This window comes from Mycobacterium sp., assembly GCF_035314665.1.
Lineage (GTDB): Bacteria > Actinomycetota > Actinomycetes > Mycobacteriales > Mycobacteriaceae > Mycobacterium.
The window spans coordinates 1-21,237 of the sequence record NZ_DATFZD010000136.1; the positions used below are offsets into that span (position 1 = coordinate 1).

Here is a 21,237-nt window from a genome sequence, read left to right on the forward strand (position 1 = left end):
CGCCGAACGGACGCCCCACTTGTCGAATGCGGTGCGCGCGAGAACTTGCCGATGGCGGCCGTCATCTCGGCGTTCGTCATGCACCAGCTGAACACGCGGCGCCCGTCCGGCCAGTGCGATCCAGCGTGGATCGCGGACCGATTCAGCGATCACGATGTCAGGCCGGTATTCGCGAATGCGGCGCTGAGCCGCCAGAGCCGCCGGCCAGGTCGAAGCCATGCGGAACCGCGGATCGAGCACCAGCTCGTAGTCACGCGCCGTATCTGACTCCGGATGTTGGTCGGTGGTCACCAACAGTACGTCGATGCCCCGCCCGCGCAGTCCTTCAGCTTGCACGCGCGCCAGCGGCCGCATCAACGGCGAAAGCCACAGCACCCGGAGTGCATTCGTGCCACCGCGGTGGTCAACTGGGATACTGGCCTTGGCCATCGCCGTCACCGTTTCGTGCTTCCATATCCGGGGGGATGGCGCCTTAACTACCGGGATGTGTCGCGTTACGAGGGGGTGTACCCGTGGACGCTGTGGGGCGCCGGTGGCAGCAGACCGATCACTTTGACTGGTTGAGTCTTTATTTGAACACCCGAGGTATCCGGCTGAGATGGCGGGCGATGGTTGCCGCTGTGATCGTGTCGATTGCCATGGTTCCGCTTGTGGTGTTGGTCAGGCCGACCGTTCCGCACTACCCCGTCGCGGTCGTCGTGTCGCCCATCGCCAGCGGCTTCGGCGTGATAGTGGCGCTGTTTTGGTTGATCCGCTGGCCCACCCGCAGCCAATCGGTGTTGTTCTCCCTTGCGGGCAGCGTCTGCATCGCAGCCGCGTGCCTGGCACAGGGTGATCCGCGCGTGGGGTTGCTGGGCTGTAGCGCGTTCGCGGTGCTCGGCGGCTATATCGGGTTCTTTCACGGCGCCCGGGACATGATGATCAACCTCTCGATCGCCATAATCACTGGCGCGGTACTCGCGGCGCGCCTGATCCGCTACTACGACACCGTGGTGGCGGGCTGCGGGTTTCTGCTCGTCCTGGCGGTCAATGTTGCGTTTCCGTTTGCCGTGCATTGGCTGGTGCATGCGCTGGGCAGCGACTTGCGGCATTCCAGCCGCGACACGCTCACGGGTCTGTTGATACGACGAGCCTTCTATCAGTCGGCATACGGATTGTTGCTGCGCCGCAGGGAAGGGCCGAGCCATCTGGGCGTCGCGATGATCGATTTAGACAACTTCAAGCGGCTCAACGACAGCCACGGCCACTTCACGGGGGATCGGGCGTTGGTCGCGGTCGGCGGTGCCCTGCGCCTCGCCTGTCCACCCACATCGTTGATCGCCCGCTTCGGCGGCGAGGAATTCGTCGTCGCCGACACCTATCGCACCGACGACCTACACGACATCGCCGAACAGTTGCGCAAGGCCATCGCCGCCATCGACTACCCCGTTACGGCCAGCATCGGTATCGCGACAGCGCCGCTGGCCGCGAGCTTCGACCCCACCGAGCGTGAACTCATCGACGATCTGGTCAACCTCGCCGACACCGCCATGTACGCGGCCAAACACGCCGGCGGAAACCAGAGCCGCTCCACCCACATCCCACAAGCCGACCTGAAAGGCAGCCCCGCTTGAGGGCGGCGTCCGCCCACCGCTTATTTCGTTCATTCGCCGCGTCGTCGACGCGACCGGTGCCCGAGTCCCATTGCGGCGACGGCCCTACCATCCACTCATGGCGATCTGGCCGGTCCGGTGGGCGGTGGAGCGGTTGCACACCAAGGACCCGGACCGCGACGGGTTGCGACGGGCCATCCGTGCGGCGATCGTGGTGCCGCTCGCGGCCGGGTTGGCCCGCGTTGTCGTCGGCGGCACGGCGACCCCACTGTTTGCGGCGCTTGGCGCCTATTGGCTGATGGTGGTTACCGACTTCCCCGGTAACCGGCAAAACCGCGCGGTGGCCTACCTCGGCCTGGGCCTCAACGGAAGCATCCTGATTGTCCTGGGCACCTTGATTACTCGCGTGGCCTGGCTGGCGGTGATGCTCACGTTGATCCTCGGTGTGGCGGTGACCCTGGCGGGCGCGCTCAGTGAGACGATGTCGGCCGGTCAACGCACGACATTGTTGTGCTTCGTCTGGCCGGTATGCACACCGCCCGGGCCGGCGGGCGAGCGGTTGCTGGGTTGGCTGATCGCCCTCGCGCTGTGCGTGCCGGCGTCGTTGTTCCTGCTCCCCCCACGGCATCACGACGCGCTGCGCCGCAACGCGGCACGGGTGTGTGCCGCGCTGGCCGACCGGATCGAGGGCACTGGGTCGACGGTTGAGGTGTCCGCCGCGATGGACAGGCTGCGCGCCACCTTCTTGGCCGCAGGCTCCCGCCCGGTTGGGCTGACGGCGGGTAGTCGGGCATTGATGCGTGTCGTCGACCACCTCGGCTTGGTCAGCGAACGCGTCGACGACGACACCGCGATCGCGTTGGGCCCGGTGCGGCGGCCGGCCGTCGACGTGATGCGTTGCTGCGCACGGGTGCTCAACGCCGCACACCCGGGCGACCGGGCCGCAAGGAGAGCGGACCTCGATCAGGCATTGCCGCGGTTGCAGTCGCTGGCAAGAGGTCGTTACCGCGACGACGTCGGACTGGTGCTCAGTGCGCCGGACGACGCGGGAGCAATCGCAATTGGCCGCCGGTTGCTGACCTGTCGGGTGATCGCGACAACCATTCGTCTGGCGGGCAGCCTGATTGCTGCGGCAGCGGCCGCCGACGCCCGACCGGTGTGGGCGCGGGCCTTGGGCTTACGACTGCCGCCGACCGGTTTCGGCGACCGGATATTGCCCGAAACCGTCACCATCACCGCCGTCCCGGCCGGGTTTCTGCGCACCCACTCCGTCGTGGCACGCAATGCTCTGCGCACCGGCGTCGGGTTGGCGCTCGCCGTCGGCGTGAGCCATCTCTTCCCGGTGCTGCACGGGTTTTGGGTGGTCCTGGGAACGATGGCGGTGCTCGCCAGCAGCGCGCTGGTCACGAGAACCAAAATGGTGCAAGCCGTGACGGGCGCCGCCGTCGGCGTCACCGTCGCCGCCGTGCTCATCGCCGCATTCACCATCGCACCGGCGGCGCTGTGGTCGCTGCTGCCAATCGCGGTATTCGGATCGGCCTACCTGCCGCGGCTGTTCTCTTTCGCTGTTGCTCAGGCCGTGACCACGTTGACAACGTTGATCATCCTCGACCTGATGGTCCCGACCGGTTGGCGAATCGGTCTGCTGCGCATCGAAGACGTCGTCATGGGCGCGGGGGTGGGCATGGTCGTATCGCTGCTGCTGTGGCCGAGGGGCGCGATATCCGCGATGTCTGCCGTGATCCGTGCCGCACTCGACGTCAATGTGCCCCTTCTGCGCGCGGCCGTGCGGCGTGTCACCCATGACAGTTCGGCCGAGATCGAAGCAAATCTGCATGCACTCAGCCGCGAAGCGATGGTGGTCAGCCGAACGGTCGATGACGCCGTCCGCCAATACCTTTCGGAAACCGGCAGCGGGGCCAATTTGCGGACCCCGGTGGTCAGGTCGGCGAACCGGGCGGTGTTGGTGCGGACCGCGGGAGACATGATCGCCGATATCAAGATGTTGCCGCCGTCGGGTACGTACCCATTCACCCGCGCCTTGTTGGAAACCCATGCGGACTCGCTCGGCGATCGGCTGTCTGGGCGGCGTGATGCGATCCAACATCCCATCACCGAGGAATTCGTTCGATCGTTGCGCGCCGAGTCTAACGGGGAGAGCATGGCCGTCGAAGCCGCGCAGCCTCTCGTCGCCGTGGCAGCCAACCTTGCCGAACTCGAGTCGGTTTCGTTTCCAACGGCGGAAAGCGCCGAAACCGACCGCTCGCCACTCGACCGAGGGCACTACCCGGTAACGCGGTCCGGTCGCGAATAGACATTCATCGAGTCGCCGCGCAGGAAAGCAACCAACGTCAGGCCGGATTCGTTAGCCAAATCCACCGCCAGCGACGACGGGGCTGACACGGCCGCCAACACCGGGGCACCTGCCATCACTGCTTTCTGGGTCAGCTCAAACGACGCCCGCCCACTCACCAGCAATACCGCAGTACTCACCGGTATCCGATCAGTTTCGAGCGCCCAGCCAATCACCTTGTCCACGGCGTTGTGTCGCCCGATGTCTTCGCGCGCCACGAGCATTGTGCCGTCGACGTCGAACAGAGCCGCGGCGTGCAGGCCTCCGGTGCTGGCGAAGACCTTCTGTGCCGCACGCAGTCGCTTCGGCATCGCGGTCAGCAATTGCGCAGCGACACAGGCCGGCTGGTCGCCCGGCGAGTAGCAACTGGTGAGTCGCACAGCGTCCAGGGAGGCCTTGCCACACACGCCGCATGACGAGGTGGTGTAGAAGTTGCGGGTGACGTCGACGTCGGGAGCCGGCACCGTGGACGCAAGTGTGATGTCGAGGACGTTGTAGGTGTTCGCCCCATCGGGGCCGCTACCACCGCAGTAGCGAATCTCCACGACGTCGTCGCGGTGCGCGATGATGTGCTCGGTAAGCAAAAAGCCCTGCGCCAATTCGAAATCCGAACCCGGCGTGCGCATCGTCACGGTGATCGGGCTGCCGTTGACCCGAATTTCAAGCGGTTCCTCGACGACGACAGTCTCGGGCCGGCTCACCGCCGTCTCGGCGCTCAGGTGCTGGACAGGTCGACGCGCCGTTACCCGACCCATGCTGTCGAACTCCCGCTGTCGCTTCGCTCCCGGGCGCCAACGCCGATCGCGGCACCCGGTTGCGATCGTATCCAATGCTCAGCGCGGCGTTATGCTTGCATCCGATGGCCACAGACAGTTCGAATGACAAAGAACTCAAGGTCACGCCGCCCAAGCAGTGGGCAACCGGAGTTCCCGCCGTGACCCACGCCCTGCAGTACTCGCTAGAGCAGACGTCGCCTCGGCGCACCGCGCTCACCCTGTTGAGCGTTAACCAGGCAAACGGCACCGATTGCCCCGGGTGCGCGTGGCCGGAGCCCGAGCCCGGAAAGCGGCACATCAACGAGTACTGCGAAAACGGCGCCAAGCACATCAACGACGAGGCGACCACTCGCCGGATCACGCGGGAGTTCTTCGCCCAGCACTCAATCTCGGAGCTAACCAGCAAGTCGGACATGTGGCTCAACCAGCAGGGCCGGCTGACCGAGCCGATGGTCAAGCGACCCGGCTCCGACCATTACGAACCGATCGGCTGGGACGATGTGTTCGGCCTTCTCTCCGCCCAGCTGCGCGAGCTCGACTCGCCCGATGAGGCGCTCTTCTACACCTCGGGACGGGTCAGCAACGAGGCGGCGTTTCTGCTGCAACTGTTCGCGCGGGCGTTGGGTACCAACAACCTTCCCGACTGCAGCAACATGTGCCACGAGTCCAGCGGCGTCGCGCTGCAGGAGACGCTCGGGGTCGGCAAAGGCAGCGTGAGCCTCGACGACATCCACGAGGCCGACCTGGTGTTCGTCGTCGGAATCAACCCGGGCACCAACATGCCCCGGATGCTCACCGCGCTCGAGGAGACCAAGCGCAACGGCGGGCACATCATCGCGGTCAACCCGCTGCCGGAGGCCGGGCTGATCCGGTTCAAGAACCCGCAGAAAGTGCGCGGGATCATCGGCCGCGGTACCACGCTTGCCGACCAGTTCTTACACATCAAGCCCGGCGGCGACCTTGCGCTTTTTCAGTCCGTCAATGCGTTGCTGCTGGAGGCCGAAGCCGCTTCTCCCGGAACGGTTCTCGACCACGGCTTCATCGACGCCAACACCACCGGGTTCGCCGAATTCGCCGAGCACGTTGCGCAGATCTCCTGGCCAGAGGTGCTGGCGGCCACGGGGCTGCGTCGCGACGAGATCGAGCAGGTGGTCGAACGTGTCCTGGCCAGCAAGAAGGTCATCGCCTGCTGGGCGATGGGTCTGACTCAGCAGAAGTTCGGTGTGCCGACGATCCGCGAGATCGTGAACTTCCTCATGCTGCGCGGCAACCTGGGTCGCCCGGGCGCAGGTGTATGCCCAGTCCGCGGACACAGCAACGTACAGGGCGATCGGACGATGGGAATCTGGGAGCAGATGCCCCAGTCGTTCCTGGATGCCCTGGAGCAAGAGTTCGGGTTCACTCCCCCGACCAAGCACGGCTTCGACGCGGTGAACTCCATCCGGGCCATGCGCGACGGGCAGGCCAGGGTGTTCCTCGGCTTCGCCGGCAACTTTGTGCGCGCCACCCCCGACAGTGAGCTGACCGAGCAGGCCATGTGGGCCTGCCGCCTGACGGCGCATGTCTCTACCAAACTCAACCGCTCACACGTGGTCTGCGGCGACACGGCGCTGATCCTGCCGACGCTGGGCCGCACCGACCGCGACGTGCAGGCCACCGGTGAGCAGTTCGTTACGGTGGAGGATTCGATGAGCATCGTCCACCAATCCCACGGCCGTCTCAGTCCACCGTCCGAGCATCTGTTGAGCGAAGTCGCGATCATCTGCCGATTGGCCCGACGCGCCCTTGGCGACACATCGGCGATTCATTGGGAGGACTTCGAGGCCGACTACGACGAGATCCGTAACCGGATCGCCCGCGTCGTACCTGACTTTGACGATTTCAACGCCAGAGTGCGCAAGCCCGGTGGCTTCCGACTGCCCAACGCGGTCAACGAGCATCGCTTCCAGACGCCGTCGGGCAAGGCGGTGTTCACGTGCAACACCTTCGAGCGGGTCCGGGCACCCGAAGGTCATCTGATCCTGCAAACCATGCGCTCGCACGATCAGTGGAACACCGTGCCCTACGCGCTCGACGACCGTTACCGCGGTATTCACAACGGGCGTCGGGTCGTCCTGATCAATCCCGCCGATATCGAAGACCTGGGCCTGGCCGATCGCCAACTCGTCGACCTGATCAGTACGTGGGACGGCGGTGTCGAGCGGCGCGCCAAGGGTTTCCGAGTGGTCGCGTATCCAGCTGCTCGCGGCTCGGCGGCTTCCTACTATCCGGAGACCAATGTGCTGGTGCCACTGGACAGCGTCGCAGAGCTCAGTAATACGCCAACTTCCAAGGGCGTTTTCGTGCGGCTCGAGCCCGCAGCGCCGTAGAGCGATCGCGAGGTGCCGTAATGGAATTAGACCGGCGATCAATCCTGGCCGCGGCGCCACTGTTGATGGCGGCGATGGCCGCCGGTGACAAAACGGCCAAACTCGACAACATCAAGTTGGCGCCGGCGCCTGAAGTCGGCCCAAATCCAAGCGAAACGTTCGTCAAGCCGTATCAGGACATCACTTTCGAGTCATGGGGCAACTTGCCGCCGCACAGCGGCGAAATGGCCAAGCTCTACGGGGATCTCGACGGTCCGGGGCCGTACCTGGTGCTGATGAAATGGAATCCGGGTTGGTTCAGCGCTCCGCATTCCTATGCGACCGACCGGATTCAGATGGTGGTGTTCGGTACCTGGTTTGTCAACAGCGGCAATGATTTCCAACCGCAAGATGCGGTTCCGGTCGGACCGGGTGGCTACGTTAAGCGCACCGCGCGCACCCCGCACTACGACGGCGTACCAGCGGGTCAGCCCGACCCGGCGATTATCGCCATCTTCGGCATTGGTCCCGTCGACGTGCAGCTGGTCGACCCGAGCCAGCCATCATGGCGCCAGGTGTGACGAGCCACGCTAGCCGGAGTGCTCGACGGCAAGACCAAGCGTGCGCATTGTGCTCGCGAGGTGCGTCCGCACGATCTCCTCGGCGCGTTCGAGATCCCCGTCGCGCATCGCTTCAACGATGAGGCGATGCTCTTCCAGGATCGTCGCAATCCGCTCCTCGTGCATCACCAATTCACGGTTCATCCGCATCTGTCGGTCGCGCAGTGATGAGTAGAAACCGGCCACGATGCCATTGCCCGACTCTTGGAGGATGACGTCGTGAAAGGCGCGGTCGGCGTCTGAGAACTCTTCCCAGTCAGATTTGGCGGCGGCGTCGCGCTGCCTTTCCAGTTGCGTCGATAACCGCTCGGATACCGATGCCCACGCCGCGGGGCCGCGCCCAATGACTTTGCCCGCCGCGAACTGCTCGAGGACCAGCCTGGCCTCGATGACCGCGCGGGCCTCCTCCGAGGAAACCGGCACGACGAGCGCACCGCGCTGGGGGTACAGCCGGAGCAGCCCCTCAGCCTCCAGACGTAGGAAGGCCTCGCGCACCGGCGTTCGCGACATGCCCAGCGCGGCCGCGACCTCGCCCTCGCTGATCAGTTCCCCGCCCGGAAACCCTCCGGTCAGCACCTGGCGCTTCACGTAGTCGTGCGCGCGGTCCTTGGCCGCACCCCGACCAGCACCCATCGGCTTCGTCGCCACCGCGTCCCCTTGCAGCTAAGCCGTATCCCACATGTGTACATCACGGTACCCCGCGTCTAGCCGCAGGCCGGTAGCCGCGGCTGTGACAGATCTCGCAGGGCCGCAACTAAGATACAAGATAGACTGCGGTCGTATCTAGCGCTTCCCAGGCCGAGTTTGTTCTGGCGCGGTTACGGGCAGCCACACTCACGATCGCAACCACGGGAACGCCAGGAGGTCACCCAGATGAGTTCTGTCCCATCGATCACGCTCAACGACGGCAACGCCATCCCCCAATTGGGTTTCGGCGTCTTCCAGATCAAACCGGATCAGACGGCCGCCGCGGTGTGTTCGGCACTCGTGGTCGGGTACCGGCACATCGACACCGCCGAGATGTATGGCAACGAAAAGGAAGTCGGTCAAGGAATCCGCGATGCCGGCGTGGACCGCGGCGAGGTATTCGTTACCAGCAAGCTCAACAACGGGTATCACCGGCCGGACGATGCCCGCCGCGCGTTCGATGCCACATTGAGCGCGCTGCGCTCCGATTACGTCGACCTGTTCTTGATCCACTGGCCGCTGCCGAGATTGTATGACGGTGACTTCGTTTCGACCTGGAACGTGCTCGAGGAGTTCGCCAAGGACGGCCGGGCACGCAGTATCGGCGTGTCCAACTTCCAGGTCGCGCATCTCGACCGACTCGCCGGCGGATCGCAGACCGTCCCGTCGGTCAATCAGATCGAGGTACACCCGTACTTCGGCAACGAGCAGGTGCGCTCCTACGGCCGCGAGCACCACATCGCGACGGAGGCCTGGTCGCCAATCGCGCAGGGCAAGGTGCTCGACGACCCGACCATCACCGGCATCGCCGATGCGCACGGCAAAACTCCCGCGCAGGTGGTGCTGCGCTGGCACGTCCAACGCGGCGACATCGTCTTCCCGAAGTCGGTGCACCGCGAGCGGATGAAGTCGAACTTCGACATCTTCGACTTCGGCCTCACCAGCGACGAGATGGACGCCGTCACCGGCCTGGACCGTGGCGAATCGGGCCGCACCGGTCCCAACCCCGACAAGTTCGACTACATCCCCAGCTAGACGACATCTCGAATGCGGCGGTAATAGGCAGCGTTTGACAACTGAGATACAAGATAGATACCATCTAGGTACAAGCCCAACGTAGCACTACATAGGAGGCACGCGATGTCCGTCGCAAATCCAGAAGCGGCTGTCAACTTGGACCCGACAATTCCGGCGCCGATGACCAACGTCGCCGAGTACGGGTTCGAGGGCCGGTTTGAAGAGTGGGCCGACGACGCCCGCTTGTTCGAGTACTCCAAGGCCGCCAACCCGATTGGCTCGGGGCACGCCCCGCAAGTGCCGATCGTTCAGTTCGGGCCAGAGGTCTACCTGAACCAGCCGACCGGTGTGGTGCCGTTGGATTTGTCCAAGGAGCTGGGTGTCAAGGACGGCGCGGCGACCAGCCCGGCGCTGCTGGCGAACTTCCTGCGCATCCGCGCCGGCGAGCAGATCGACACCAGCCCGAACGCCACCAGCCAGCTGTACTACGTGCTCCATGGGCTGGGCTTCGCGGCCATCAACGGCCATCTGGTCAAGTGGGAAAAGGGTGACTTCCTGACGCTGCCCGCCGGATCCCACTCGGTGTTCTACGCCGACGCCGAGGCGGCCATGTACTGGGTGCACGACGAGCCGCTGCTGCGCTACCTCGGCGCCGATGCGACACGGCCCCGGTTCCGGCCCACCAAGTTCCGCCGCGCCGACGTCGTCGCCAAGCTCGAGGACATCGCCGCTCGCCCCGGCGCCAACGACAAGAGCCGGGTCAGCGTGTTGCTGGCCAACGCCGACCAAGAACAGACGCTGACGATCACTCACGTGCTGTGGGCCATGTTCGGTGTATTGCCCGCAGGTCAGGAGCAGCGCCCACACCGCCACCAATCGGTCGCCCTGGATCTGATCCTCGATGCGCCACCCAGTGGCTGCTACACCCTGCTGGGAACCCGCCTCGACGAGCGCGGCGAGATCGTCGACCCGATCCGAGTGGACTGGCAGGCCGGCGGTGCCTTCACCACCCCGCCGGGGATGTGGCACGCCCACTACAACGAGACCGATACCCCTGCACACCTGATCCCCGTTCAGGACGCCGGGCTGCAGACCTACCTGCGCAGCCTGGACATCAAATTCACCCAGCGCCGCGATTTGGTTGCGGGCTGAAACGCTGAAGACGGCACGAACGATGATCTACTGGGCTGCAATGGCTTTCGGCTCCTACTGCGTCGCGGTGATCGAGGCAGTGAAGTCTAGGTCAGCCGATCAGATGATCGACGCGTTTGCCGCCGTCCCAGCGGCGCAAACCCGCCAGGCTGCCGTGCAGCTCTGACGGTCGGCCCCCGATGCGCAATGCCCGTCCGAGTTGGGCTCCCCCGACTCTGCGAGCCAGCGTGACGTGTGCCGTCCACTGACCGGGCAGGCTGTTGGACATCGGACCCGGTAGCAGGTACGGGCCGCAGATTCGGTGCACCTCGGCGTGTACCGCAAGCATCTCGGCCGTCGGCACGATAAGGCGGGCCAGCACCGCGTTGGATCTGCCGAACAGCAGCGACGCCCCGACGGTGCAACCCAGCGGCAGTCGCCGCGCCACCGGCTGCAGCAGCGCGTCGACGTCAGGCGAGATCCGCTCGGCCACCGCGAGCGTCACGTGCGGACGACCGGCCGGTGCCTGGCTGGGTATGTCCACCGCGGCCAGGTCCTCCCAGATGCGACGGATCGCGGCCTCGGTGTCGCGGTCGAAGAGCAGCTCGATCGAATGAACCATCAGGCGACCAGCGCAGTTACCCATTTCCGGTCGAAGGCGTGCGCGCTCATCGCGGCGAACTCGCCCGCGTCCATCCATCCCGCACCGGCAGGCAGCGCGGCGCGCAGCGGCGCCAGGCGTGCCAGCGCAGACCGGTTGGAGGTCTCCACCACGCCCGGCTGCAACGGCCAGGTGCCGATTATTAGGCCGGCGCACGAGATACCTTGTGATGCAAGTGATTCCACTGTCAACGCGGTGTGATTGAGGGTGCCGAGCTCGGCGGTTGCCACCACCAGCACCGCGGCCCCCAGGTCGGCCGCGAGATCCCGCAATGTCACGCCGTCCTCGGCGAGTTCGACCAGCAGGCCCCCGGCGCCCTCGACCAACGTCAACTGTCCCGGACGGTCAATCGCGCGGATGAGTTTCAGCACGTTGCGGCGGCTGGGTAGTGACGTCCCGGCCTGCTCGGCGGCGGCCAACGGCGCCAACGGCTGCGGGTATCGCGCCAGCCCGACCACCTTGGTCAGCCCCGACAGCCGGGTCACCTCGGCCAGGTCGTCGTCACCTGCTTCGGTACCGGTCTGCACCGGTTTGCACACCGCGACGTCGACGCCGGCCTGCCGCGCTGCCGAAGTCAGGGCCGCGGTAGCGACGGTCTTGCCGACCCCGGTCCCCGTGCCGGTGACGATCAGAACCGTCAACGCCGTGCCGCGCAGAGCACGTCGGTCAGCACGCTGCGGGCCAGCTCGAGGTCGTCGGCGTCCAGCGAGGCGCGCGCGGTGAGCCGCAACCGCGACGTACCCGCCGGCACGGTCGGCGGCCGGAAGCAACCCACCCGGACCCCGGCATCCAGGCAGGCCGTCGCGGCGGCCAGCGCCACTTCGGGCGCGCCGAGAATCACCGACACCACCGCCGATTGCGGGACTTCGGGCACACCGCAGAACTGCGCCAGCGTGCCCGCATGCCGCAGCACCGCCTCAGGCCGCCACGGCTCCGCGCTCAGCACGCGCAGCGCGGCGAGCGCGGCGCCGACCGCTGCCGGCGCCAGCCCGGTGTCGAAGATGAACGGCCGGGCGGCGTCGATCAGGTGATCACGCACGGCCGTCGATCCCAGCACCGCGCCGCCCTGACTGCCAAGCGCCTTGGACAGCGTGGTGGTCATCACCACATCGGGCGTTCCGGCCAGTCCGAGCTCGTGTAGCAGCCCACGCCCGTCGGCGCCACGCACACCCAGCCCGTGCGCCTCGTCGACAATCAGCACTGCGCGATGCCGTCGGCATACGTCGTGCAGCTGTCGCACCGGCGCCAGGGCGCCGTCGGTGGAAAACACCGATTCCGTGATGACAACAGCCCGCTCCTCATCGCGTGACGCCAACGCCGCCTCGACGGCGTCGACATCACGATGCGGGCTCACCACCACCCGCGCCCGCGACAGCCGGCAGGCGTCGACCAGTGAGGCGTGCGAGTAGGCATCCGACACCAGCAGCGCACCCGGGCCGGATAATCCGACGACCGCACCCAGGTTGGCGGCGTACCCGGACGAGAACACCAAACCCGCTGCGGCGCCGACGAATTCGGCGAGCGCGGACTCGAATTCCTGGTGCAGCAGCGTGTCTCCGGTGACCAGCCGCGATCCGGTGGCGCCGGCACCCCAGGTGCGCAGCGCGTCCACTCCGCCGTCGATGACTTGCGCGTGCTGCGAGAGACCCAAGTAGTCGTTGGACGCCAGGTCCAGTTCGGTGGAAACTGCCGGGCGCGGGCGCAACGCCCGTCGCAGCCCCGCCTGCCGGCGCTGCTGTTCCACCGTCTCCAGCCAAGCCAGCGGTGAGGTGTCGATCTGCGTCATCGCACTAGAGCCTACGAGAGCCGGTGAGTCGCGCCACCTCGACCATCGCCGAGGTGATCTCTGCGATCTCGTTTGCCGTACAGATGAACGGCGGCATCGCGTAGACCAGGTTGCGGAACGGGCGAAGCCACACCCCGTGCTCCACGGCTGCCGGAGTGGCAATCGCCAGGTCGACCGGACGGTCGCATTCGATGACGCCGATGGCCCCGCAGACCCGCACCTCGGTCACCGACGGCAATGCCCGCGCCGGTTGCAGACCGGCGGTCAGCCCGGCACTGATCGCGGCAACCGACGACCGCCAGTCGGAGCCCAGCAGCAGCTCCACGCTGGCCACCGAGACGGCGCAGGCCAGCGGGTTGGCCATGAAGGTGGGCCCGTGCATCAGCGCTCCGGGCTGACCAGAGCTGATCGTGTGCGCGACGTCGGTGGTGCACAGGGTCGCGGCCAGGCTGAGGTAGCCGCCGGTCAGCGCCTTGCCGACGCACATGATGTCGGGGCTGACGCCGGCGTGGTCGGCGGCGAACAGCTCGCCGGTGCGGCCGAATCCGGTGGCGATCTCGTCGAACACCAACAGCACGTCGTGGCGACGGCAGATCTCCCGCAGGTCGACCAGGTAACGCGGATCGTGAAAGCGCATCCCGCCTGCGCCCTGCACCACCGGCTCGACGACGACGGCCGCCAGTTCGTCGGCGTGCTCGGCCAGCTGCGCCTCGAACGCCGCGATGTAGGCGGCGTCGTAGTCGCGCGGCACCTGCGGCGCGAACACCTGCGGGGCCAGGATGTCGGTCCACAGCGAATGCATGCCGCCGTCGGGATCGCAGATGCTCATCGGGGTGAAGGTGTCGCCGTGATAGCCGCCGCGCCAGGTCATCAGCCGACGTTTGCCGGGCCGGCCGCGGCTGCGCCAGTACTGCAGCGCCATCTTCACCGCGACCTCCACCGACACCGATCCGGAGTCGCTGAAGAACACCGTCTCCAATCCCGACGGCGTGATGTCGACCAGCAGCTGCGCCAGCCGCGCGGCGGGCTCATGGGTCAGCCCGCCGAACATGACGTGGTTCATCGTCGCCAACTGGGTGGCCAGTGCCGCGTCCAGCACCGGATGACCGTGCCCGTGGATGGCCGTCCACCAGGAGCTCATCGCGTCCAGCACCTCGACCGGCTCACCGTCGTGTATGAGCGTCAGCCGGGTGCCACGGGCGCCGACGGCGACAACCGGGGGCACGGCCTCGGCGCCGATCGCGCTGTACGGGTGCCATAGATGCGCCGCGTCGATCGCGCTGATCTGCTCGGGTGTGAGCCCGGGAGTCGCCGCGGCCGCAGAAGTCATAGAGAACGAGGGTATAAGCCTTCGGTCGCAGAAACGCCGACCATCCGGCACCATTGAACCGCCATGGCCGCGCCGCAACAGTTCCACGACCCGTCCGCGGGCGATCACGCCGACTCCCCGCCACCGGTACTGCGGCTACGGCTGGTCGCATGGGATGTCACCTGCACCGTCGCGTTGCTGGTAGCGCTGCTGGTCGCGGCTACCGCGACGGATTGGGGATCGCGGCTCTTCGGGTTCTTGAAAGACGTCTGCACGGGCGACGATTGCCTACCGGTGCCCTACGGCGTCGACTTCTATATCTACCCGCTGGTGTGGGGCGGTATCGGTGCGGCGGTTGCCGCGGCCGTGGCCGGCCCGGTGGTTTCCCTGCTGAAGGGTTGGTATCTCTTTTTCTGGCCGCTTTTGGCGATCGGCATGATCATCCTCAGCTCCGTGGCCGGCTCCGCGTTGACCACCTATTGCACTCAATACTGGCACTGAGGGATGAGACCGAAATCACAACTGCGCTCTGACGATTGGGCCGTCGGCCTGCAAGCGGTCACCGTTCGGTCACGGTACGACAAAAAATCCCTCGTGAAGCGCCTCCGGTATGGCCGTCGCGGCCATTTGTTGCCAAAGTGTCTGTAGTGACTGTTGTGAATTCAGCGGTTCACCGAGGGTCGACTCCGCACCGGCGTAGGTGGCGGCGTGCGGCCCCCAACGGGGCGGGCCAGCGCATGAGTCTCTGTGGTGAATCGACAGGAATGGCGGCGGACGCGCGAAGTCACCGCGCTGAGGCCACAGAGAGGTGATCCACATGAGACGCAGCTACGCCGTCCCGATCAGCCTGGCCCTGTTGATGGTGCTACCGATGATCAACCCCAACTCCGCGACCGCTGATCCGGCCCCGCCAATCCCGTCGATCCCGTCGATCCCATCGACCCCGTCGACCCCGTCGACCCCGTCACTGGTCGGCTACCAGCAGTCGACCTCGTACGTGATTCAGCGCGCGCTTGCACAACGCGGCGTGCCGTTCCTGTACGGCGGCGGCAACGCCGCCGGCCCCACCCGCGGGACCGGGCTGAAAGCAAACGTCGTCGGGTTCGACGCGTCAGGTCTGATCCAGTACGCCTATGCCGGCGCCGGGCTCAAGATGCCGCGGACCTCGGGTGAGCAGTGCAATGTCGGCCGCAAGGTTGCGCCCTCGCAAGCGCGCCCCGGCGACCTGCTCTGCTACGGCCCCGGTGGCACGCAAAGCGTCGCGATGTACCTCGGCAACGGCCAGATGATCGAGGCCACCGAGCCTGGCGTCACGGTCTCGCCGGCGCGCACCAACGGCATGGTTCCGTACTTGACCCGAATCATCGAGTCCTGACCGGTAACTCGCCGACGCGCCGTTAGCGCACTGTCGGCGGTCGGCGGTTTGGGTAGATTGTCTGTCAATCATGATGACCGTCTCCCCGACCCGTCCGGCCGACGTCACCATCGCGGAATCCGCCCAGTCCGCCATGGGAAGCCGGAAAGCAGGGTTCTACCGCCACGACCTCGACGGGCTGCGCGGCATTGCCATCGCGCTGGTCGCGATGTTCCACGTGTGGTTCGGCCGGGTTTCCGGCGGGGTGGACGTGTTCTTGGCGCTGTCCGGCTTCTTCTTCGGCGGCAAGCTGCTTCGCGCCGCATTGAACCCGGCTGGGGGTCGAACCGGCTCGCTGTCACCGATGCCCGAAGTGATCCGGCTGGTCCGCAGGTTGCTGCCGGCTCTCGTGGTGGTGCTGGCCGGGTGCGCGGTGCTGACCATCCTGGTTCAGCCGGAGACTCGCTGGGAGACCTTCGCCGACCAGAGCCTGGCCAGCCTCGGTTACTACCAGAACTGGGAACTGGCCAGCACGGTGGCCGATTATCTGCGGGCGGGCGAGGCGGTCAGCCCCCTGCAGCACATCTGGTCGATGTCGGTGCAGGGCCAGTTCTATATCGCGTTTTTGGCGCTGGTTTTCGGGTTCGCATTTTTGTTCCGGCGCCGTCTCGGCGGCCGGTTGCGGACGGCGTTCGTGCTGCTGCTCGGCGCGCTGGCGCTGGCGTCGTTTGTCTACGCCATCTTTGCCCACCAGGCCAACCAGCCGACCGCCTACTACAACAGCTTTGCGCGGGCGTGGGAGCTGCTGCTGGGGGTGCTCGCCGGCGCACTGGTCCCCTACATCCGCTGGCCGATGTGGCTGCGCACGGTGATCGCCACCGTCGCGCTGGCGGCGGTGCTGTCCTGCGGCGCGCTCATCGACGGCGTCAAGGAGTTCCCGGGACCGTGGGCGCTGGTCCCGGTCGGAGCGGCGGTGTTGTTCATTCTGGCCGGCGCCAACCGGCACGCCGACCCCAGCACGAGTGACAAGTTGCCGCTGCCGAACCGGCTGCTGGCGACCGGGCCGTTGGTGAGGCTCGGCGCGATGGCCTACTCCCTGTATCTCTGGCACTGGCCGCTGCTGATCTTCTGGCTCGCGTACACCGGTCACCGGCACGCCAACTTTTTCGAGGGCACGGCGGTATTGCTGCTATCCGGTGTGCTGGCGTATCTGACGACTCGGTTCGTCGAAGATCCACTGCGACACCGCGCACCCGTCAACGTCGCACCCGAGCCGGTGCGGGTCATCCCCTGGCGGACCCGGCTGCGCCGTCCCACCATGGTGCTCGGTTCGACAGTGGCGATGCTGGGCGTGACGCTCACCGCGACGGCGTTTACCTGGGTCGAGCATGTCAACGTGGAGCGCGCCAGCGGCAAGGAGCTCACTGGTCTCAACTCCCACGACTATCCCGGTGCCCGCGCCCTAGTCAAACACGTGCGCGTGCCCAAGCTGCGCATGCGGCCCACCGTATTGGAGGCCCAGAACGACTACCCGCCGTCCACCCGCGATGGCTGCATCAGCGACTTTGCCAACACTTCATTGCTCACGTGCACCTACGGCGACAAGAACGCCACCCGAACCATCGCGCTTGCCGGCGGCTCCCACGCCGAGCACTGGCTGACCGCGCTGGACATCCTCGGTCGCATCCACCACTTCAAGGTGACGACCTACCTCAAAATGGGCTGCCCGCTGTCCACCGAAAAGATGCCGTTGGTGATGGGCAACAATGCGCCATACCCGGAATGCCGCGACTGGGTGCCCAAGGCGATGGCCAAGGTGGTGGCCGACCATCCGGACTACGTATTCACCACCTCGACCCGGCCCTGGAACATCAAACCCGGCGACGTGATGCCGGGTACTTACGTCGGGATCTGGCAGATGTTCTCCGACAACAACGTTCCGATTCTCGCCATGCGAGACACCCCATGGCTGGTCAAAGACGGTCAGCCGTTCAACCCGTCGGATTGCCTGGCCAAAGGTGGCGACGCATTGTCGTGCGGCATCAAGCGCTCCGACGTGCTCGCCGACCACAATCCCACTCTCGACTGGCTCGAGCAGTTCCCGATGCTCAAACCGCTGGACATGAGCGACGCGGTCTGCCGCGAGGACATCTGCCCTGCCGTGGAGGGAAACGTGTTGGTGTACCACGACGCTCATCACCTGTCGGCCACCTACGTGCGCACCATGACCAATGAGCTGGGTCGGCAGGTCGGGGCGGCCACCGGCTGGTGGTGACCGCCGCGAATGACGGGTAGGGGACGCAGGGCGAGCACACCCTGCCACCGATAAGGTCAAAGGATGCCGCCCTCAGTCCCGAGCAGTGGTGCCGCCAGCACTCCGCCCGCGCTAGCCACCGTATGGCCCGGAAGTAGCTATCCGCTGGGCGCCAGCTTCGATGGCGGCGGCACCAACTTCGCGCTGTTCTCCGAAATCGCCGAAAAGGTTGAGTTGTGTCTGATCGAAGACGGCGGTCGCGAGACCCGGATCCCCCTTGATGAGGTCGACGGATACATCTGGCACGCATACCTGCCGACCGTCAGCCCGGGCCAGCGCTACGGATTTCGCGTGCACGGGCCGTTCGACCCGTCAGCCGGCCACCGGTGTGATCCCAGCAAGTTACTGCTTGACCCATACGGCAAGTCGTTCAACGGCGAGTTCAAGTTCGGCCCGGCGCTTTACTCCTACGACATGGCCGCCGCTGCTCACGATCCGGCCGAGACCGGCACACCCCCGCAGGTCGATTCGCTCGGACACACGATGACCAGCGTAGTGATCAATCCGTTTTTCGACTGGGCGACCGACCGCGCGCCGCGCACGCCGTATCACGAGACCGTCATCTACGAGGCGCACGTCAAAGGTATGACCCAGACCCATCCCGCTATCCCCGAAGCACTCCACGGCACCTACGCCGGGCTGGCTCATCCGGCGATCATCGACCACCTCAAGTCGCTGAATGTCACCGCGATCGAACTGATGCCGGTGCACCAGTTCCTGCACGACAGCCGGCTGCTGGACCTAGGATTGCGAAACTACTGGGGCTACAACACCTTCGGATTTTTTGCACCGCACAATCAGTACGCCGCCAACCCGCAGGGCGGCGGTGCGGTGCCCGAATTTAAATTCATGGTCCGGGCGTTTCACGAGCAAGGCATCGAGGTCATCCTCGACGTGGTGTACAACCACACGGCCGAAGGCAATCAGTTGGGCCCGACGATCAACTTCCGCGGCATCGACAACAAGGCCTACTACCGGCTCGTCGATGAGGACCTGCGGTTCTACAAGGATTTCACCGGCACCGGCAACAGTCTCAACGCCCGTATGCCGCACACCTTGCAGCTGATCATGGACTCGCTGCGCTACTGGGTGACCGAGATGCATGTCGACGGCTTCCGCTTCGACCTGGCGTCCACGCTGGCTCGTGAGTTCTACGACGTCGACCGACTCAGCGCGTTCTTCGACCTGGTCCAGCAAGATCCCGTGGTCAGCCAGGTCAAACTGATCGCCGAGCCGTGGGACGTCGGCGAAGGCGGCTACCAGGTCGGCAACTTCCCGGGTTTGTGGACCGAATGGAATGGGAAATATCGCGATACCGTGCGTGACTACTGGCGGGGCGAGCCCGCGACCCTTGGTGAGTTCGCGTCCCGGCTGACCGGGTCGTCGGACCTCTACGAGGCGACCGGGAGGCGCCCCAGCGCCAGCATCAATTTCGTCGTCGCCCACGACGGGTTCACGCTCAACGATCTGGTGTCCTACAACGAAAAGCACAACGAAGCCAACGGTGAAAACAATCAGGATGGCGAGAGCTACAACCGGTCCTGGAACTGTGGCGTCGAGGGACCTACCGACGATCCGGAAATCCTGGACCTGCGCCACCGACAAATGCGCAACATCATCGCCACGCTGATGCTCAGCCAGGGCACTCCGATGATCGCGCACGGCGACGAGATCGGCCGTACCCAGAACGGCAACAACAACGTCTACTGCCAGGACTCGGAATTGTCCTGGATGGACTGGTCGCTGGTCGACAAAAACAGTGACCAGCTGGAATTCACCCGCAAAGTCACCGTCCTACGTAAGAACCACCCGGTGTTTCGCCGCCGCCGGTTCTTCGGCGGCGAGCCGATTCGGACCGGCGATGAGGTGCGTGACATCGCCTGGCTGACACCGGCGGGCAAGGAAATGACACATCAAGACTGGGGTGCCGAGTTCGACAAGTGCATCGCGGTGTTTCTCAACGGCGAAGCGATACCCGAACCCGATGCCCGCGGCCAACGAGTGGTCGACGACTCGTTTCTGTTGTGCTTCAACGCCCATGACCACACGGTGGATTTCATCATGCCCGATGACGACTACGCCAACGAGTGGACAGCGGAACTGGACACCACCGATGCCACCGGTTCGATGAAGCTGGTCGTGCACGACGGGGACGAAGTCTCGCTGCCCGGACGAGCGCTGCTCGTTTTCCGTAAGACTAAGTGACGCATGGTATTTCCGGTACTGTCCACCTACCGGTTGCAGCTGCGGGGTGAGTCGAGCGGTTTCGGGTTTACCTTCGCCGACGCCGAGAACGTGCTCGACTATCTCGCCGAGCTCGGGGTCTCGCATCTGTATCTGTCGCCGATCCTGACCCCGGTCGGCGGGTCAGCGCACGGCTACGACGTCACCGACCCGACGACGGTGTCGGCCGAGCTCGGCGGCGCAGCGGGTCTGGAACGGCTGTCGTCGGCGGCCCGGGCCCGCGGCATGGGGCTAGTTGTCGACATCGTCCCGAATCACGTCGGGGTGGACAAGCCGCAGCAGAACCCGTGGTGGTGGGATGTGCTGCGGCACGGCAAGTCTTCGGCCTACGCGTCGTTCTTCGACATCGACTGGGAGCTGGCTGACGGCCGAATAGTGTTGCCGGTATTGGGTTCCGACGACGACGTCGCCGACTTGACCGTCGACAGCGATCTGTTGCGCCTGGGTGATCTGGCGTTCCCGATCGCGCCCGGCACCGGTGAAGGCACCGGCGCGCAAGTCCACGACCGCCAGCACTACCAGCTGGTCGGGTGGAAGCGCGGAGTGTGTGGTTATCGCCGATTCTTCTCGATCACATCGCTGGCCGGGCTGCGTCAAGAAGACCGTTCGGTCTTCGACACCAGCCACGCCGAAGTGGCCCGCTGGTTTGCCGAAGGACTCGTCGACGGCGTGCGTATCGATCATCCCGACGGCTTGTCTGATCCGGCCGGGTATCTGGCCTGGCTGCGCGAACTCATCGGACCCGACGCCTGGATCGTGATCGAGAAGATCCTCGCCGTCGACGAGGCGTTGGAGCCGACGCTGCCGATCGCCGGCACCACCGGTTACGACGCGCTTCGGGAGATCGGCGGAATCTTCGTCGACCCGAACGGTGCACCGGCCTTGACGGCGCTATTCGAATCCGCAGGCATCGACTACCACCGGATGCCGAGCATGCTGGCCGAGCTGAAGACCGCCGCGGCCACCGATACCCTGGCCCCCGAGCTGGACAGATTGCGACGCAGCATCGTCGCCGCTGCCGGCGGCGACCATCCGCAACTGCCCG

17 protein-coding genes and 1 pseudogene are annotated in these 21,237 nt (G+C 65.7%); 11 read left to right on the forward strand and 7 right to left on the reverse strand.

Annotated features, from left to right (window positions below; translation table 11 throughout):
- Positions 1–375, reverse strand: a 375-nt coding sequence (locus VKI00_RS10580) for a glycosyltransferase (protein WP_324437431.1), incomplete at its 3' end; no start/stop codon positions are given.
- A gap of 137 nt (positions 376–512) precedes the next feature.
- On the opposite strand from VKI00_RS10580, the gene VKI00_RS10585 reads away from it, so the two are divergent.
- Complete coding sequence (locus tag VKI00_RS10585) at positions 513–1,613, forward strand: GGDEF domain-containing protein (protein ID WP_324437415.1); 1,101 nt, start codon at positions 513–515, stop codon at positions 1,611–1,613.
- A gap of 97 nt (positions 1,614–1,710) precedes the next feature.
- Positions 1,711–3,906: an FUSC family protein gene (locus VKI00_RS10590; RefSeq protein WP_324437416.1), complete on the forward strand. Its 2,196-nt coding sequence runs from the start codon at positions 1,711–1,713 to the stop codon at positions 3,904–3,906.
- Here the strand turns inward: VKI00_RS10590 and fdhD are convergent.
- Entirely contained in the window at positions 3,876–4,700 is an 825-nt protein-coding gene (fdhD, locus tag VKI00_RS10595; protein WP_324437417.1) for a formate dehydrogenase accessory sulfurtransferase FdhD, read from the reverse strand. The genes VKI00_RS10590 and fdhD overlap by 31 nt on opposite strands.
- A gap of 104 nt (positions 4,701–4,804) precedes the next feature.
- Here fdhD and VKI00_RS10600 point away from each other — a divergent pair, with 104 nt between their 5' ends.
- Both VKI00_RS10600 and VKI00_RS10605 read left to right on the forward strand, forming a co-directional pair.
- Positions 4,805–7,090, forward strand: coding sequence for an FdhF/YdeP family oxidoreductase (locus VKI00_RS10600; RefSeq protein ID WP_324437418.1), 2,286 nt, complete (start codon positions 4,805–4,807; stop codon positions 7,088–7,090).
- 20 nt (positions 7,091–7,110) lie between these two features.
- Positions 7,111–7,650 (forward strand): tat pathway signal sequence, encoded by a 540-nt coding sequence (locus tag VKI00_RS10605; protein ID WP_324437419.1) that lies wholly within the window; start codon positions 7,111–7,113, stop codon positions 7,648–7,650.
- Between the two features lie 9 nt (positions 7,651–7,659).
- Here the strand turns inward: VKI00_RS10605 and VKI00_RS10610 are convergent, their stop codons facing one another.
- Positions 7,660–8,337, reverse strand: a complete 678-nt coding sequence (locus tag VKI00_RS10610) for a GntR family transcriptional regulator (RefSeq protein WP_324437420.1) — start codon at positions 8,335–8,337, stop codon at positions 7,660–7,662.
- 225 nt (positions 8,338–8,562) lie between these two features.
- Here VKI00_RS10610 and VKI00_RS10615 point away from each other — a divergent pair, with 225 nt between their 5' ends.
- On the forward strand, positions 8,563–9,411 hold the full coding sequence (locus VKI00_RS10615; RefSeq protein ID WP_324437421.1) for an aldo/keto reductase: 849 nt from the start codon (positions 8,563–8,565) through the stop codon (positions 9,409–9,411).
- A gap of 105 nt (positions 9,412–9,516) precedes the next feature.
- Entirely contained in the window at positions 9,517–10,545 is a 1,029-nt protein-coding gene (locus VKI00_RS10620; RefSeq protein WP_324437422.1) for a cupin, read from the forward strand.
- A gap of 91 nt (positions 10,546–10,636) precedes the next feature.
- Here the strand turns inward: VKI00_RS10620 and VKI00_RS10625 are convergent, their stop codons facing one another.
- From VKI00_RS10625 to VKI00_RS10640, 4 genes are read right to left on the reverse strand one after another with little or no spacing between them, the layout of a single operon-like run.
- A complete protein-coding gene (locus tag VKI00_RS10625) occupies positions 10,637–11,146 on the reverse strand; it encodes a 2'-5' RNA ligase family protein (RefSeq protein ID WP_324437423.1) in 510 nt (169 codons plus the stop codon).
- Positions 11,146–11,826 (reverse strand): dethiobiotin synthase, encoded by a 681-nt coding sequence (gene bioD / locus VKI00_RS10630; protein ID WP_324437424.1) that lies wholly within the window; start codon positions 11,824–11,826, stop codon positions 11,146–11,148. The genes VKI00_RS10625 and bioD overlap by 1 nt, the downstream gene beginning before the upstream one ends.
- Positions 11,823–12,971, reverse strand: coding sequence for an 8-amino-7-oxononanoate synthase (locus tag VKI00_RS10635; RefSeq protein ID WP_324437425.1), 1,149 nt, complete (start codon positions 12,969–12,971; stop codon positions 11,823–11,825). The genes bioD and VKI00_RS10635 overlap by 4 nt, the downstream gene beginning before the upstream one ends.
- Positions 12,972–12,975: 4 nt before the next feature.
- Positions 12,976–14,301 (reverse strand): adenosylmethionine--8-amino-7-oxononanoate transaminase, encoded by a 1,326-nt coding sequence (locus VKI00_RS10640; protein ID WP_324437426.1) that lies wholly within the window; start codon positions 14,299–14,301, stop codon positions 12,976–12,978.
- Between the two features lie 63 nt (positions 14,302–14,364).
- Between VKI00_RS10640 and VKI00_RS10645 the strand changes: the two genes are divergently transcribed.
- The 5 genes and pseudogenes from VKI00_RS10645 to VKI00_RS10665 form a co-directional block, all read left to right on the forward strand.
- Positions 14,365–14,781 carry a hypothetical protein gene (locus VKI00_RS10645; RefSeq protein ID WP_324437427.1) on the forward strand — a complete coding sequence of 139 codons (417 nt, stop codon included), beginning with the start codon at positions 14,365–14,367 and terminating at the stop codon, positions 14,779–14,781.
- A gap of 316 nt (positions 14,782–15,097) precedes the next feature.
- Positions 15,098–15,646 (forward strand): annotated as a pseudogene (gene ripD / locus VKI00_RS10650) (NlpC/P60 family peptidoglycan-binding protein RipD); the annotation flags it as partial.
- 79 nt (positions 15,647–15,725) lie between these two features.
- The gene (locus VKI00_RS10655) at positions 15,726–17,909 is read left to right on the forward strand and encodes an acyltransferase family protein (protein WP_324437428.1); all 2,184 of its coding nucleotides are present in this window, start codon (positions 15,726–15,728) and stop codon (positions 17,907–17,909) included.
- A 63-nt stretch (positions 17,910–17,972) separates the two neighbouring features.
- Complete coding sequence (gene glgX, locus VKI00_RS10660; RefSeq protein WP_324437429.1) at positions 17,973–20,153, forward strand: glycogen debranching protein GlgX; 2,181 nt, start codon at positions 17,973–17,975, stop codon at positions 20,151–20,153.
- 3 nt (positions 20,154–20,156) lie between these two features.
- The coding region (locus VKI00_RS10665; RefSeq protein WP_324437430.1) for an alpha-amylase family glycosyl hydrolase at positions 20,157–21,237 on the forward strand (1,081 nt) is incomplete at its 3' end.

Bases quoted from the DNA above. Each gene is read 5' to 3' on its own strand.
- VKI00_RS10590 (WP_324437416.1), top strand. From the start codon at position 1,711: ATGGCGATCTGGCCGGTCCGGTGGGCGGTGGAGCGGTTGCACACCAAG.
- fdhD (WP_324437417.1), bottom strand. From the start codon at position 4,700: ATGGGTCGGGTAACGGCGCGTCGACCTGTCCAGCACCTGAGCGCCGAG.
- VKI00_RS10600 (WP_324437418.1), top strand. From the start codon at position 4,805: ATGGCCACAGACAGTTCGAATGACAAAGAACTCAAGGTCACGCCGCCC.
- VKI00_RS10605 (WP_324437419.1), top strand. From the start codon at position 7,111: ATGGAATTAGACCGGCGATCAATCCTGGCCGCGGCGCCACTGTTGATG.
- VKI00_RS10615 (WP_324437421.1), top strand. From the start codon at position 8,563: ATGAGTTCTGTCCCATCGATCACGCTCAACGACGGCAACGCCATCCCC.
- VKI00_RS10620 (WP_324437422.1), top strand. From the start codon at position 9,517: ATGTCCGTCGCAAATCCAGAAGCGGCTGTCAACTTGGACCCGACAATT.
- VKI00_RS10625 (WP_324437423.1), bottom strand. From the start codon at position 11,146: ATGGTTCATTCGATCGAGCTGCTCTTCGACCGCGACACCGAGGCCGCG.
- VKI00_RS10635 (WP_324437425.1), bottom strand. From the start codon at position 12,971: ATGACGCAGATCGACACCTCACCGCTGGCTTGGCTGGAGACGGTGGAA.
- VKI00_RS10640 (WP_324437426.1), bottom strand. From the start codon at position 14,301: ATGACTTCTGCGGCCGCGGCGACTCCCGGGCTCACACCCGAGCAGATC.
- VKI00_RS10645 (WP_324437427.1), top strand. From the start codon at position 14,365: ATGGCCGCGCCGCAACAGTTCCACGACCCGTCCGCGGGCGATCACGCC.
- VKI00_RS10655 (WP_324437428.1), top strand. From the start codon at position 15,726: ATGATGACCGTCTCCCCGACCCGTCCGGCCGACGTCACCATCGCGGAA.
- glgX (WP_324437429.1), top strand. From the start codon at position 17,973: ATGCCGCCCTCAGTCCCGAGCAGTGGTGCCGCCAGCACTCCGCCCGCG.